This is a genomic window from Spongiibacter sp. (assembly GCF_984394615.1).
In genome coordinates, this window is the sequence record NZ_CFHTQA010000008.1 from 56110 (window position 1) to 69586 (window position 13477).

A 13477-nucleotide genomic window follows, 5' to 3' on the forward strand; every position below is an offset into this window, starting at 1 on the left:
GCATCGTGTCCTGTGTAATCGTCGCGCGGTTCAGGCGTTGACCATGTCCTGCCACCAGTTCAGTGGTTCACCCTGATCGTCGTAAACATTGCCGTATAGCCACTCGGCTTCGCCGCGAGCAATCAGTTTGTCGAGCAGTTTTTCCACGGTCAGAAACCCTACGCCGAAATACAGGCTGTAGACCAGTGCGCGCTCATTGCTGACATCCAGGCTGCCGCCTAGCTTTTCCACTTCGGCGGTGAGCTGTTCTTCCAGTGCGCTGTTGGCTTCGCGCAGAAAGACGCGCAGACAGAGGTTGCCGCTGCGCTCCGCTACTTGAAAGCGCCCTCTTGCATCCGGGTTCAGGGCAATGCGGTCCAGTGCGGCCACGCCGCGCACAAACAGCGGCGACTTCAGCAGACGGTACTCGCCTTCTTTGTCACAGGGCGTCGCCAGGCACTGCTCGAAGACGGGCTGTTGATTGACCGGGTGGATGCCGGCGAACAGTTCGAGTCGGGTTTCTTTGTCGGCGAAGGTCGCGTCAGTCATACGAGGGGGAATCCGGCCATAAAAGCGCCTAATGATACCGTGTTTAGCGGTGTGACGCATGGCGACGGCCCGCTTGCTGCGACTATAATGGAGCGCTTTGACGTCGACCCGAGCACGCCAACAATAATGAAAGTGACACTACAACTGATCGACGCCTTTACCGAGGCACTGGGCCGCGCACTGGCCTGGTGTGTGCCATTGATGGTGCTGATTACCGCTGCCGTCGTGGTAATGCGTTATGGCTTCGGCCAGGGCCTGACCGCCTTGCAGGAATCGGTAAGCTACTTCCACGGTACGGTATTTATGCTCGGCGCGGCCTACGCACTGAAACACGGTGCCCATGTGCGCGTGGATATCTTTTATCAGCGATTTTCGCCCCGCCAGCGGGCCTGGGTCGACAGTCTGGGAACACTGCTGTTTCTGCTCCCGCTCTGTGGGCTGATTCTGATCACCAGCTGGGAATTCAGCGCCAAGGCTTGGGAGATTCGCGAAAGCTCGGTAGAGCCGGGCGGCATCCCGGCGGTGTTTCTACTGAAGAGCCTGATTCCACTGATGGCCATAAACCTGGCTTTACAAGGCGTCGCCGAACTGCTGCGCAATGCGCTGGTGCTGATCAACGGGGAGGCTGATCATGCCCGTTGAGCTGTTGCCACTGCTGATGTTCGTGGTGATTTGTCTGGTGTTGATGCTGGGTTATCCGGTGGCTTTCAGTCTGGCCGGGGTGGCGATGATTTTCGCCGGTATCGGTATCAGCATCGGCCACTTTGATCCGAGTTTTCTTGCCGCCTTACCCAATCGCCTGTTTGGCACCATTAACAATATTACTCTGCTGGCGGTGCCGCTGTTTGTGATGATGGGCGTGCTGTTGGAGAAAAGCCGTCTCGCCGAAGAATTGCTCGACAGCATGGCGTCGCTGTTCGGACGCCTGCGCGGTGGCCTGGGAATTTCCGTGGTGGTTGTGGGCATGTTGCTGGCGGCCAGCACCGGCATTGTCGGGGCCACGGTGGTCACCATGGGCCTGTTGTCGCTGCCGTCCATGCTGAAGCGCGGCTACGATCCGGCGTTGGCGACCGGCACGATCTGCGCAACGGGCACACTCGGCCAGATCATCCCGCCGTCGATTGCCCTGGTGCTGTTGGGCGATACGCTGTCCAGCGCTTACCAGCAGGCGCAGTTGGAGATGGGAGTGTTCAGCCCCAAAACGCTGTCTGTTGGCGACCTGTTTATCAGCGCGCTGGTTCCGGGGCTGTTGCTGGTGGGTTTGTATATGGCCTATGTCTTGGGCGTCGCGCTGTTGCAGCCGCACCGTGCGCCCCCGGCGGACGATCTGAAGGCACCCTCGCTGGGCCATTTACTGCACGGCCTGCTGCCGCCGGTGATGCTGATCGCCGCGGTGCTGGGTTCAATTTTACTCGGAGCCGCGACGCCCACCGAGGCGGCCGGTGTCGGGGCGCTGGGCGCGGCGCTGCTGGCGTTTCTGCGCGGCCGTCTTAGCCTGAGTCTGCTCGGTGACGTGTCCCGTGAGACGATGAAAGTCACCTGCATGGTGTTCATGATTCTGATCGGTGCGGCGGTATTCTCGTTGGTTTTCAGGGGGTTTGGCGGTGACGAGCTGATCCACGAAGCCTTCCACGGTATGCCCGGTGGCGTGGTGGCGGCGACAGCCGTGGTCATGCTGGTGATCTTCCTGCTCGGTTTTATTCTCGACTTTATCGAAATCACCTTTGTGGTGGTGCCGATCGTCGGGCCGATTCTTTTGATGATGGGTGTCGACCCCATCTGGCTGGGTATTATGATAGCCATCAATCTGCAGACCTCATTTCTGACGCCGCCTTTTGGTTTTTCTCTGTTCTATTTGCGGGGGGTTGCCCCGGCGTCGGTGGCGACCAGCGATATCTATCGCGGGGTTGCCCCCTTTGTTGTCATGCAGCTGTTTGTGCTGGCCTTGCTGGCGATGTGGCCCGAGTTGGCGACGTGGTTGCCAGCCTGGATACGCAGCTGAGAAATTAGATTGACATTACTAGGGCGCATCCGTTAACTGGGCCCTCAATAATGACCATTAATGCAGGAAGAAGCTTTTATGCGTGACATTGATGACGTGCCGGCCCCCAATGGCGACCTGGCGCTGCAAGTCATAGCGATGCCCGCCGATACCAATGCTGACGGTGATATCTACGGTGGCTGGCTGATGTCGCAGATGGATCTGGCTGGTGGGATTACCGCCGGTCGCCGCGCCGGTGGCCGTATTGCCACGGTGGCCGTTGCCGGAATGGCGTTTCTGACGCCGGTCAATGTTGGCGCGGTTGTCAGTTGTTATACCGAAATTCTGGAAGTCGGCCGCAGCTCCATTCGCGTAAACGTTGAGGTGTGGACCACAGAATACGACGACGAAGAGCCGGTAAAAGTTACCGAAGGCGAATTCGTGTTTGTTGCCATTGATGATAACGGGCGGACTCGCGCAGTTGATTAAGCGTTAGCCCCGACCCGTTGTAAACGGGAGAATAATAATGATGCAGGGCAAAGTGTGTTTGATTACCGGCGCGACCAACGGCATTGGTCGCGCTACGGCGAAAGCGCTGGTAGAACAGGGCGCCGAACTGTTTATCGTCTGTCGCAACCGCGACAAAGGCGAGGCGCTGCTGGCCGAGCTGCGAGCCCTTCGCGCCGATGCGGCACTGACGCTGTTAATTGCTGATCTGGGAAAGATGGCGGATATTCGCCGTGCGGCCCAGGAGTTTCTGGATACCGGGAAACCGCTGCACTTGCTGCTGAACAATGCCGGTGTGGTCAACACCGAGCGCAAGCTCAGCGCCGACGGCATTGAAGAAACCTTTGCGGTCAATCACCTGGCCTACTTCCTGATGACTGAACTGCTGCGCCAGCGGCTGATTGACAGCGCGCCGTCACGCATTGTCTCGGTGGCGTCCGAGGCCCACGCCTTCGCCAAGGGGGTGCAGTTCGACGACCCGGAGTTCGCCAACCACCCCTACAAAACCTTCAAGGTCTACGGGCACTCCAAACTCTGCAATATTCTGTGGACCCGCGAGCTGGCCAAACAACTGGCGGGCACCGGGGTCACCGTAAACTGTGTGCATCCCGGCGCGGTGAGCACCGGCCTCGGTCAGCAGGATGGCGGGTTGATGGCCAGAACGGTGTCGCTGATCCTCAAGCCCTTCTTTCGCTCTCCTGATAAAGGTGCCAGTACCTCGATTTATGTGGCGACGTCGCCCGGTCTGGAAGGCGTGACCGGTGAGTATTTTGCCGACTGCAAGCCCAAGCGCATCAAGCCCTGGGGTAAGGATGACGCCGCCGCTGAAAAGCTCTGGCAGCTCAGCGAAGACTATGTGCGCCGTGCCTGACGGCTAACTACACAATCACGCCCGCCGTTCTCAGGCGGGCCACTTCCTGTTCATCCAACCTCAGAACCTCCGCCAGCACGGCATCACTGTCCTGTCCCAGCACGGGGGCGGGGTGGTAGTGCTTGGGGCGGCTGCGCGACAGTTTAATGGGGCAGCCCGGCCCTTCGACGCTGTCGCCGGAGGGGTGTTGCAGTGGCACCACCATTTGTCGATGGCGAAGTTGGCGATCGTTTAATGCATCGGAGAAACGGTTCACCGGCGCTGAGGGAATACGGTATTTCTCCAACTCGGCCAGCCAGTGGGCGCGGGTATTGCTCTTGAAGATATTGGCGAGCGTTGCGTCGATGAACGCCTTGTCGGCCAGGCGCCCCGGTTGAGTATCGTATTCCGGTTTGTCGAGGGCGGGGCAGTTGAGCATCGCTTTGAGGTTCTGCCAGAAGCCGTCGGTCAGCACGCACAGCACGATGTGGCCGTCGCTGACGGGATAGCTGTTGTAGGGCACGTGTACAAAGTGGCTGTTGCCGATGGGCTCGGGGTCTTCGCCCGACATGCTGTACATGGTCGCCATGTAGTTGAGCAGCGACACCTGTGCATCGAGCATGGAAATATCCACATGCTGGCCGACCCCGGAGCGCTGTCGTTCGATCACCGCAGACAGAATCCCCATGACCGCGAACATGCCGCCGCCCAGGTCGCCGATGGGAATCCCGGCGCGCATCGGCTGGCTGGCATCGGTGCCGGTAATCGACATGCCGCCGCCGTAGGCCTGGGCCACCTGATCGAAGGCAGGGCGATTGGCGCCGGGGCCATCTTCGCCAAAGCCGGTGACGGAACAGGTAATAATGCGGGGGTTGATCTCGCTCAGGTGGGGGTAATCGATCTTCAGCTTGGCAGGCACCCCGGCAGCAAAGTTGTTCACCACAATATCGGCCTCTTTCACCAGCGAATAGAACAGCGCCAGACCGTCCTCGCTTTTCAGGTCGATGGCGACGCTCTTCTTGTTGCGGTTGAGGGTAATGAAATACGCCCCCATGCCGTGTAGCGAGTGCTTGGGGTCGGTGGCCAGCAGCTTGCGGGTGCCCTCACCTTGAAGGGGCTCAATCTTGATCGTCTCGGCGCCCAGGTCGGCCAGCGTCATCGTGCAGAACGGGCCGGAGAGCATGTGGGTCAGGTCGAGGACGCGAAGTCCTGTCAGCGCGCCAGTCATGGCTGTCTTCCTCTATCAAATACGGTTGCGGTGCTAGCGGCTGGCCAGTATGCCGCCATCCAGTGCCAGAGTGCGTCCTGTCATATAGTCCGAAGCCGTCGAGGCCAAATAAATCGCCGTACCGGCAATATCTTCGAGCCTGCCCATGCGCCCGGCGGGAATCTCCGCCACCATCGCCTGTTCATCCAGCGGCGCGGTCATGGCGCTGGGAAAATAGCCGGGAGCAATGGCGTTCACTTTGATGTGGTCGGCCTGCAAGTCGGCGGCGAGCTGGCGGGTTAACGCGATGACAGCCGCTTTACTGGCGGAGTACGAGTAGGTGTTCAGCGGCGAGTGCATCAGTGCGTAGACGGAGGAAATATTGATGATGCTGGCGTAGGCCTCGGGCCGGGCAGCGCGACGCAGTAACGGCAGCAACTGCTGGCTGAGAAAGAATAGGGATTTGAGATTCAGGTTCATCACCTTGTCCCAGCCAGACTCCGGGAACTGATCCAGTGGCGCTCCCCAGCTCGCTCCGGCATTGTTGATCAGCACGTCCAGTGTGTCGGTGTGCTGGGCCACGGCGTCGACCAGCGCCTGTACGCCTGCGGTGGTAGACAGGTCCGCAATCAGGCTGCGACAGTCGCCCAGTTTCGCGAGCCGTGCGCGGCAGTCCTCCAGCTCGCCGGCCTTGCGGGCGCTGATAAATACCGTCGCGCCGCTGCGCACAAAGCCTTCCGCCAGCATCGCACCGATGCCCCGCGAACCGCCGGTGATCAGTACGGTTTTGCCGGCCACAGAAAACAGTGATTTCATGACTGTGCCTCCCGACGGTCGCGATACTGCTCCTCTCCGAAGGAATAGGACCAGGTGTTTTCGTCGAGCTCCATAAAGAAATTCGGCGGCAGTTCGTAGACCCAGCCATTGATCACATCCTTGCCGCGCTCAAAGGCGGGGCGTGCAGCAAGCTGCGCAAACCAGCGGGCGAGATGAGGAAAGCGCGGGGCCAGTTCAATGCCGATCAGCGGCAGTGCGCGCAACCAGGGCCACAGGGCAATGTCCGCAATGGAAAATGCCCCGGCGATGTATTCCTGCTCGGCCAGTTGTGTATCCAGTACCCGGCATTGGCGCAGGGTTTCCTGCAAATAGCGCTGTTGCGCATAGTCCTGTTTTACCCTTGCGTAGCGCACGTAGTGATGGGCCTGTCCCTGCAATGGACCGACGGCCGACATCTGGAACATCAGCCACTGCAATTGTGCATAGCGTTCGGGGCCGCTGGCGGCCAGCAGTCGGCCGGTTTTTTCGGCGAGGTAAATCAGGATGGCGCCGGTTTCAAAGACGGTGATTGGCTCATTACCGCTCGCGGGCTGCGGATCACGCAGTACCGGCAGTTTATTGTTGGGGTTGAGCGCCAGCAGTTCAGGACTGAATTGCTCCCCCTTGCTGATATCGTATTCGATAACACGATAGGGCAGCGCCAGTTCTTCCAGCGCAATCGAAATTTTGTGACCGTTGGGGGTTGGCACAGTATGCAGTTCCAGCACCTTGGCATCCTCTTGTTATTTGTCAACAATATTGACAGTAATGGCGTTCGGCTGTCCAGCATCCGTGCCACGAATTTATTTTTTCGGGCAGTTGACCCGCTTTGATAAAGCCGTTAATAATGTAAACAAAGTTGACATAATATCCGGTCCGTCACGGCCTTGCCGACGGGCTGCCACATAATAAAAACAGATGGATGCTTATGTTCAAAAGTGGTGGGTTTGGGTGGCGCGCCGCAGCGCCGCTGACAGCAGTTTTGTCCTTGGGATTGGCATCGTCGCCGCTGAATGCGGCGGACGCCGCGATGCCGCGCATGATTGAAGAGGTGCTGGTCAGTGCCCAGAAAGTTAAGCAGTCCTCGCAGGATGTGCCGATCTCGCTGACGGCGGTCAGCGGTGAATTCATGAAGTCGGTAGGTGCCGTCAAGTTGCAGGATCTGGCGCCTTATATTCCCAATGTGCGCTTTTCTTCCGACACCGATCCGGCGCTCACCCAGATTAATATTCGTGGCTTTGGCTCCAACCCCCTCAACGCGGCCTTTGAAAGTTCAGTCGGCTTTGTGCAGGACGAGGTGTTCTACAATCGCCCTTCCTATTTCAGTGAGGCCATGTTTGATATCGCCCGCGTCGAGGTGCTGCGCGGCCCGCAGGGCACGCTGTTCGGCAAGAATACCGTGGCTGGGGTGTTCAATGTGAGTACCGTTGACCCCGGCCGCGAGCTGGACGGCAAGCTCTCCTATCAGCGCTTTGATACCGATGAGCAGCAGTTAGAGGCCGCGGCGACGGTGCCGATGGGGGAGCGCTTGAGTATGCGTCTGGCGCTGATGGAGCGCGATCGCGACGGTGAGCTGTATAACCAGTTCCTCAACCGTCAAGACGACGAGCACCGTCAGAGTGCCCAGCGTATCAAACTGTTTTTCGACCCCTCTGATCGCCTGCATCTGGCGCTGACCGCATTTCGCTCAGATACCGAGGCGAATTACTGGGGCTTGCAGATTCATCAGCTCGACGAAGATACGCGCACTTTCTTGAGCAATTATGACCCTGAAGTCGAAGATGACCCCTATAACTTTCGGAGTTCATATAATACTCCCGGCTATGTGAACAAGAATTCGGATGGCGTATCGCTGTTGGCGGAGTGGTCGCTGGGTGAACTGGCCGGGCTGCGCGACACCGTGGTGACCGGTATTGCCGCCACCAGCACGCTGCTGATCGACAGCCTGACCGACCTCGATGCCTCCCCGGCTGACCTGGCCAATCTCGGCGTGGGCTCTGACTACAAGCAGGATTCGCTGGAGCTGCGCTTTACGGCGTCTGCCGACAGCCTTTTTGGTCTGGGCGACGACGTCAATCTGGTGGCCGGGCTGTATTACCTCGACTCGCGGTTTGATCAGACCACTCAAATTCGCGCCGGGCGGGATCTGCTTTCCTACCTCACGACCGATGATGCACTGCAGCTAATCAGCGGCAATACTTCAGTGGGCTCCGGCGGTTTATTGGGTGGGTTGAATCTGGCGGGGCTGGGCCTGCTCTCCGGGCTGGGGTCGGCGATTATCGGTGACGACCGCTATATCCTGGACTACGGCCTGGATACCACCGCCTATGCGGCATTTGCGCAGTTCAGCTGGTCGCTCGGCGAGCATTGGGTCATTACCCCGGGCCTGCGTTACAGCCGCGAGCGCAAAACGGCGCTGGCCACCGGCGAGGCAAGCTGCCGCACCGCCGCACTGGGTCTCTGTATTATGGCGACGGCGCTCAGTGCTGAAGACTACCAGGCCGACGATCTGAATCGCCGCGAGAGCGATCTGTCGCCGAAACTGTCGGTGCAGTATTACTTCAATGAACAGAGCAATCTGTTTGCCAGCATTGCCCGTGGCTACAAGAGCGGTGGCTTCAACGCCTCCTCCTTCGGCGGTGAAGACCTCAACTTTGAGCCCGAGGAAGCGCGCACGGTGGAAGCGGGTTTCAAAGGCACCTTCTTTAACAGCAGTCTGCAAGTAAATGCGACGGTGTACCGGACGGAATTCGAAAACCTGCAGGTGCTGGCCTTTAACGGCGCGTTCTTCGATGTGAAAAACGCCGCCACCGCGATTTCCGACGGCGTGGAAATGGACTTCACCTGGCTGACGCCGCTCCCCATTCTGCGGATTAATGGTTCGCTGGGCCTGCTTGATGCCCGCTACGACAGCTATCCGGCTGCGCCAGCACCGATCAACAATGGCGTGGATGCCCAGCAGGATCTCAGCGGCCGCCGTATATCCTTTGCTCCCAAGCAGACTGCCAGCCTGACGCCGACCCTGGAGTTTCCACTGTTTGGCCTGGCGGTCAGTGCGGCGGTCGATGTGCTCTATCAGGGCGATCAGTACACCGATGGCGACCTCGATCCGGTGAGCTTTTCGCCGGGTTATACCACCTATTCCGCGCGTTTGAGCCTGGCCTCGCCGGATATGCGCTGGGCTCTGACGCTTGGTGGCAGCAACCTCAGCGATGAGGAAGTGCTTGGGCAGGTGCTGGACACGGTGTTCTTCCCCGGTACCTATAACAGCCGTCAAAAGTCGGGTCGCAAGCTGTTTGCCGCCTTGAATCTGCAGTGGTGAGCGGGGGAGCTTTTCCACAAAGGTGAGCGTGGGGGGCGGAAAGTGCTAGGCTAGCTGTCCAATAATCAGAAGGGCATTTGCCATGCACGACACGCTTCCCGATACCGGCCTGCAACTGCGCTCGCTGGTCACCGACGACGGCTACCTCAAGCTGATACTGAAATCCTCGCCGATCCCCGAGCCGGGCGACGACGAGGTGGTGGTGCGCATTGAAGCGACCCCCATCAACCCCTCGGATCAGGCCACACTGATTGCCCCCGCCGATGTCAGCACCGGCAAAACCACGGGCAGTGGTGCCGATACCGTGTACACCGCGAAGCTGCGTCCTGGTCTGGAGAACCGCGTCAAACCGCGAATCGGCAAGCCGCTGGCAGCGGGAAATGAAGGGGCGGGCACCGTGGTCAAGGCCGGTGCGAGCGCCGCCGCGCAGGCACTGTTGGGCAAAACCGTGGCGGTGATGGATGGCGCGCTTTACTGCCAGTACCGCAAAGTGAATGTGATGCAGTGCCTGCCGCTGAATGACGGCACCTCGGCCCGCGACGGCGCGTCCTGCTTTGTGAATCCCCTGACGGCATTGGGTATGGTTGAAACGATGCGCCGTGAAGGTTTCAAGGCGCTGATCCACACGGCGGCGGCGTCCAATCTCGGGCAGATGCTCAATCGTGTCTGCCAGAAAGACGGCATTGAACTGATTAATATTGTGCGCAAGCCCGAGCAGGTCGAGCTGCTGAAATCCCAGGGCGCTAAATACATCTGCAATTCCAGCGACGACAGCTTTATGAGCGATCTGACGCGGGCGATTGAGGAGACGGGTGCCTATCTGGCGTTTGACGCTACCGGCGGCGGTGAGCTGGGTAGCCGTATTCTCACTTGTATGGAAAAGGCGGCGCTGAAAGATGTCGAGCTGCCGGGCCCCTACGGCTCCAATACCTTCAAGCAGCTCTACATCTACGGCAGCCTGGATTTGTCGCCGACGATTATCCACCGCAACTTCGGCTTCAGTTGGGGCATTAATGCCTGGCTGCTGACGCCGTTCATTGCCAAGGTCGGACCGGAGCGCGCCGGCGAATTGCGCCAGCGCGTGGCCGATGAGCTGCACAGCACTTTTGCCAGCCACTACAGCGATGAAGTGTCGCTGCTGGATGTATTGCAGGCCGACGTGGTCGCCGAGTACAGCCAGCAGGCCACCGGCAAGAAATACCTGATTAATCCCAGCCTGTAAGCGGCTTCGCGTGCCGGGCCCGGCAGCCCGGTACGCCCTTCCTCACAACACTCAGTCCACAAAGCCTTTTCGTGTGAGCCAGTCATCGCAGACCGCCACTGCGGCGGCGAGCTTGTCGGGCTGACCGAAGTAGTAGTGTGTCGCGCCTTCAATATCGTGACGCTCCTTATTGTCGTGCGCAATGGCGTCGAACAGGCGCTGGGTGTGGCTGGGGGTGCAGGCGTCGTCGGCGGTGTTGCCGACCACCAGTGTCGGCACCGAGATCGACGCCGCGCAGCGCACGCCGTCGGCATTGGAGTCGTCATAGCTCCATTGCGACAGCCAACTGCGCAGGGTGCAGAACCGTGCCAGTCCGACCGGGCCATTGTTCACCACCTGCGGATCGCCTAAATAGCACCAGTTGGGCTTACGCTCATTGGGATCAACGGCCGGGTCAAGCCAGCGCGGGTCGGCCATGGTGCCGTGCACCACAAAACCAAATTCATCGTGTTCGCGTCCCGCCGACTTCAAGGCGGTCAGCTTGTCCTTTACCCAGCCGGTAATGCGCCGGTTTCGGGCGATCTGGGCGGCGCGATAGCGTGCCAGAAAGTCATCACTGTAGGGCGCCTGATTGGGGTTGGCGGGATTGTAGAGATCCAGTTCCGGGTCTTTCTGGTCGGGGTCACTCTCATCCAGAATCGAGGCATCCATCCACTCGGTGAGCGTGTGGGCGCGGCTGACGTGCGCGGCGAGAATCATCAAGCCATCGGCGGGGATGAATTCTTGTATGGTCAGGTCTACCGGGTCACCGGCCGGTGTCTGCCGGATGCTGGGCTGTTCCGCCTGGCTCTGATAGAACAGCGACAGCGAACCGCCGCCGCTCCAGGCCGCCAGAATGACCTTGTCGTAGCCCAGTTCGGTTTTGGCGTGGCGGATGCAGTTGCCCATGTCGATGGCAACCTTCTCCATAATCAGCGCACTGTCATTGCCGGAGTAACGGCTCTGGCAGTAAATCACCGGGAATCCCGCCTTCGCCAGCGCCACCACCATGGGTAGATACTCGCCGCCACCCACCGGGTGCATAAATAAAATCACCGTGTTACAGCGCGGATTGGCGGGCTTCAGGTGATGAGATTTCAGCGCGCCAAAATCCAGCGGCCCGCCGTAGGTTTCTTTGAACGGACTTTTGTCCTGATAAAAGATCAGGTAGGGAATTCGCTCGTAGCTTTTACCGGACGCACTCATTATCGTTTTCCTTGTGTGGTCTTTGTCGGATCTCTATATTGTCAATTTTATTTACAATAAATCAAGATAAAGCTGCCCCGTTTTCGCCCGCATTGGCCTACAATGGGCCATCGTTTTAGGGAGTAAGGCAAACCATGAAAAAACTGGTGGATAAGGAGCAGGACTACCTGATTGGCACCCTGGCCTACGCGCTGTATTGGGTGGACGAAAGCCTGCAGGCCAGTCTTGACGCAGCGGGCTGGGCGCGTATGAACCGCAGCCGTTCGATGATCATGCTTAATGTCACGGCGGGTATTAACCGCCCGGCGGACATTGCCCGCAATCTCGGTGTCAGCCGTCAGGCCATCCACCAGATTTTGCAGGGCATGCGCGATGAGGAAATTCTGGAGCTGGTGGCCGATCCCCGCGACAAACGCGCCAAGATCGTGCAGTTCAGCCCCGCCGCCGATGCCATTCGCCGGGATGCGGAGCGCATTCTGATTGGTATTGAACAGCAGCTTGAAGCGCGTATTGGCAAGACCGCTTACAAGGGATTAAAGCAGGCACTGAACCGCAACTGGGGACCGGTGGCCATTGTTGCGCCGGAGCGCTGAGACCGGTATTGACCATAGCAGAGCGATAATAATAAGGAGTCCATCATGTCGACCATTGCCGTGTTATTCCACAGTGGCTACGGCCATACCGAACGCCTGGCGCAGGTGCTGTTTGAGGCCATTGCGGCTGAACCGGATGTCAGCGCCAGTTTTATTACCATCAATCAAGATGGTGAGATCGGCGACGCTGACTGGAGCCTGCTGGACGGTGCCGATGCCATTGTTTTTGGCTCGCCCACCTATATGGGTGGTGTCTCCTGGCAGTTCAAGCGTGTGGCCGATGCCTCCAGCGGGCGCTGGATGGCGCAGCAATGGAAAGATAAACTCGCCGCCGGATTTACCAACTCGGCCTCCATCAATGGCGATAAGTCGGCCACGCTGAGCTACTTGCATACTTTCGCGATGCAGCACGGCATGCTCTGGGTCGGCACCGGATTGCCCGCTGCCAACACCAAGGCGGCGCAGCGCAATGATGTGAATTATCTCGGGGCGTTTTCCGGACTGATGGCCCAATCACCCGCCGATGCCAGTGTTGAAGAGGGGCCGCTGCCCGGCGATCTGGAGACCGCCAGACTCTTTGCGCGACGCATTGTTGCGCAGTGTCAGCGTCTGGCGGATTAAGAGTAAACGCGGCGGCTTGCTCAGCCGCGGCCGCGTTTATCGAGGCGCTCGGCGCCGAACACGGATTCTTTCTGTGGACGGGTTTTCGCTGTCCAGGCCGCCAGTGCCTCGCGAGCGTGTGCGGCTTCTTCCACCATAATCGCCTCGCCGTTTTCCGCCCGGCAAGTGATCTCAACCTGAATCCCGTTGGGGTCGTACATATACACCGAGTGCACAAAGCCGTGGTCGACCGGCCCCAGGCAGGTTTTACCCGCGGCGTTGAGTTTGTCCTGCCAGGCTTTCAGCGTTTCCAGTGATTCGGTTTCCAGCGCAATGTGCATATCGAAGCTGTCTTTGCGGCCAAAATGTTCGGGTTTGGAAATGCCTGGCTCGTCGAAAAAAGCCAGATAATTGCCGTCAGCCAGCTCAAAAAAGATGTGCAGAAAGTGCCGGTTGCGGCCGAGATTTTCACCAAAGTCGATATCTTCCTCAAAGGCGGCGGCCAGCTTCAGGCCGAGTAAATCCTCGTAAAACCAGCGCGTCTGCTCCGCATCGACACAGCGGTAGGCGGCATGATGGACATTGCCCAGGGGCGTAAGCGGGGTGCTCATGATATTGGCGTCTCTC

14 protein-coding genes are annotated in these 13477 nt (G+C 59.1%); 8 read left to right on the forward strand and 6 right to left on the reverse strand.

Translation table 11 applies throughout. The features are described 5' to 3' along the window. Nucleotides 1-30: 30 nt before the first annotated feature. Nucleotides 31-528 carry a DUF4265 domain-containing protein gene (locus tag AC5DB9_RS05075; RefSeq protein WP_272990901.1) on the reverse strand — a complete coding sequence of 166 codons (498 nt, stop codon included), beginning with the start codon at nucleotides 526-528 and terminating at the stop codon, nucleotides 31-33. Nucleotides 529-654: 126 nt separating this feature from the next. Here AC5DB9_RS05075 and AC5DB9_RS05080 point away from each other — a divergent pair, with 126 nt between their 5' ends. The 4 genes from AC5DB9_RS05080 to AC5DB9_RS05095 all read left to right on the forward strand — a co-directional run bounded on the left by AC5DB9_RS05080 (nucleotide 655) and on the right by AC5DB9_RS05095 (nucleotide 3887). After that, nucleotides 655-1170 (forward strand): TRAP transporter small permease subunit, encoded by a 516-nt coding sequence (locus AC5DB9_RS05080; protein WP_272990899.1) that lies wholly within the window; start codon nucleotides 655-657, stop codon nucleotides 1168-1170. Continuing rightward, nucleotides 1160-2530: a TRAP transporter large permease gene (locus tag AC5DB9_RS05085; protein WP_272990896.1), complete on the forward strand. Its 1371-nt coding sequence runs from the start codon at nucleotides 1160-1162 to the stop codon at nucleotides 2528-2530. Before AC5DB9_RS05080 ends, AC5DB9_RS05085 begins: the two co-directional genes overlap by 11 nt. Nucleotides 2531-2608: 78 nt before the next feature. Beyond that, entirely contained in the window at nucleotides 2609-2998 is a 390-nt protein-coding gene (locus AC5DB9_RS05090; protein WP_028968315.1) for an acyl-CoA thioesterase, read from the forward strand. Between the two features lie 37 nt (nucleotides 2999-3035). Then, the gene (locus tag AC5DB9_RS05095; RefSeq protein WP_022958994.1) at nucleotides 3036-3887 is read left to right on the forward strand and encodes an SDR family oxidoreductase; all 852 of its coding nucleotides are present in this window, start codon (nucleotides 3036-3038) and stop codon (nucleotides 3885-3887) included. Nucleotides 3888-3894: 7 nt separating this feature from the next. Here the strand turns inward: AC5DB9_RS05095 and AC5DB9_RS05100 are convergent, their stop codons facing one another. From AC5DB9_RS05100 to AC5DB9_RS05110, 3 genes are read right to left on the reverse strand one after another with little or no spacing between them, the layout of a single operon-like run. Continuing rightward, on the reverse strand, nucleotides 3895-5094 hold the full coding sequence (locus AC5DB9_RS05100) for a CaiB/BaiF CoA transferase family protein (RefSeq protein WP_272990893.1): 1200 nt from the start codon (nucleotides 5092-5094) through the stop codon (nucleotides 3895-3897). Between the two features lie 33 nt (nucleotides 5095-5127). Beyond that, complete coding sequence (locus tag AC5DB9_RS05105) at nucleotides 5128-5889, reverse strand: SDR family oxidoreductase (protein ID WP_272990892.1); 762 nt, start codon at nucleotides 5887-5889, stop codon at nucleotides 5128-5130. Next, nucleotides 5886-6617 (reverse strand): glutathione S-transferase N-terminal domain-containing protein, encoded by a 732-nt coding sequence (locus AC5DB9_RS05110; protein WP_272990890.1) that lies wholly within the window; start codon nucleotides 6615-6617, stop codon nucleotides 5886-5888. Before AC5DB9_RS05110 ends, AC5DB9_RS05105 begins: the two co-directional genes overlap by 4 nt. Before the next feature lie 260 nt (nucleotides 6618-6877). Between AC5DB9_RS05110 and AC5DB9_RS05115 the strand changes: the two genes are divergently transcribed. After that, the gene (locus AC5DB9_RS05115; RefSeq protein ID WP_272990889.1) at nucleotides 6878-9211 is read left to right on the forward strand and encodes a TonB-dependent receptor; all 2334 of its coding nucleotides are present in this window, start codon (nucleotides 6878-6880) and stop codon (nucleotides 9209-9211) included. An 82-nt stretch (nucleotides 9212-9293) separates the two neighbouring features. Next, complete coding sequence (locus AC5DB9_RS05120; RefSeq protein WP_022958999.1) at nucleotides 9294-10433, forward strand: zinc-binding dehydrogenase; 1140 nt, start codon at nucleotides 9294-9296, stop codon at nucleotides 10431-10433. A 51-nt stretch (nucleotides 10434-10484) separates the two neighbouring features. On the opposite strand, the gene AC5DB9_RS05125 is transcribed toward AC5DB9_RS05120, so the two are convergent. Further along, nucleotides 10485-11657, reverse strand: coding sequence for an alpha/beta hydrolase (locus AC5DB9_RS05125; protein WP_272990886.1), 1173 nt, complete (start codon nucleotides 11655-11657; stop codon nucleotides 10485-10487). Between the two features lie 134 nt (nucleotides 11658-11791). Between AC5DB9_RS05125 and AC5DB9_RS05130 the strand changes: the two genes are divergently transcribed. Together AC5DB9_RS05130 and AC5DB9_RS05135 are read left to right on the forward strand one after the other, a co-directional pair. Then, entirely contained in the window at nucleotides 11792-12250 is a 459-nt protein-coding gene (locus tag AC5DB9_RS05130; protein WP_272990885.1) for a MarR family winged helix-turn-helix transcriptional regulator, read from the forward strand. Between the two features lie 45 nt (nucleotides 12251-12295). Next, complete coding sequence (locus AC5DB9_RS05135) at nucleotides 12296-12871, forward strand: flavodoxin family protein (protein WP_272990883.1); 576 nt, start codon at nucleotides 12296-12298, stop codon at nucleotides 12869-12871. A 20-nt stretch (nucleotides 12872-12891) separates the two neighbouring features. Here AC5DB9_RS05135 and AC5DB9_RS05140 read toward each other — a convergent pair whose 3' ends face one another. Beyond that, nucleotides 12892-13461, reverse strand: a complete 570-nt coding sequence (locus tag AC5DB9_RS05140) for a VOC family protein (protein WP_037508463.1) — start codon at nucleotides 13459-13461, stop codon at nucleotides 12892-12894. Nucleotides 13462-13477: the final 16 nt, after the last annotated feature.

Excerpts from the sequence above, each read along its gene's own strand:
- AC5DB9_RS05075 (WP_272990901.1), bottom strand. The coding sequence starts at position 528 with ATGACTGACGCGACCTTCGCCGACAAAGAAACCCGACTCGAACTGTTC.
- AC5DB9_RS05080 (WP_272990899.1), top strand. The coding sequence starts at position 655 with ATGAAAGTGACACTACAACTGATCGACGCCTTTACCGAGGCACTGGGC.
- AC5DB9_RS05085 (WP_272990896.1), top strand. The coding sequence starts at position 1,160 with ATGCCCGTTGAGCTGTTGCCACTGCTGATGTTCGTGGTGATTTGTCTG.
- AC5DB9_RS05090 (WP_028968315.1), top strand. The coding sequence starts at position 2,609 with ATGCGTGACATTGATGACGTGCCGGCCCCCAATGGCGACCTGGCGCTG.
- AC5DB9_RS05095 (WP_022958994.1), top strand. The coding sequence starts at position 3,036 with ATGATGCAGGGCAAAGTGTGTTTGATTACCGGCGCGACCAACGGCATT.
- AC5DB9_RS05100 (WP_272990893.1), bottom strand. The coding sequence starts at position 5,094 with ATGACTGGCGCGCTGACAGGACTTCGCGTCCTCGACCTGACCCACATG.
- AC5DB9_RS05105 (WP_272990892.1), bottom strand. The coding sequence starts at position 5,889 with ATGAAATCACTGTTTTCTGTGGCCGGCAAAACCGTACTGATCACCGGC.
- AC5DB9_RS05120 (WP_022958999.1), top strand. The coding sequence starts at position 9,294 with ATGCACGACACGCTTCCCGATACCGGCCTGCAACTGCGCTCGCTGGTC.
- AC5DB9_RS05125 (WP_272990886.1), bottom strand. The coding sequence starts at position 11,657 with ATGAGTGCGTCCGGTAAAAGCTACGAGCGAATTCCCTACCTGATCTTT.
- AC5DB9_RS05130 (WP_272990885.1), top strand. The coding sequence starts at position 11,792 with ATGAAAAAACTGGTGGATAAGGAGCAGGACTACCTGATTGGCACCCTG.
- AC5DB9_RS05135 (WP_272990883.1), top strand. The coding sequence starts at position 12,296 with ATGTCGACCATTGCCGTGTTATTCCACAGTGGCTACGGCCATACCGAA.
- AC5DB9_RS05140 (WP_037508463.1), bottom strand. The coding sequence starts at position 13,461 with ATGAGCACCCCGCTTACGCCCCTGGGCAATGTCCATCATGCCGCCTAC.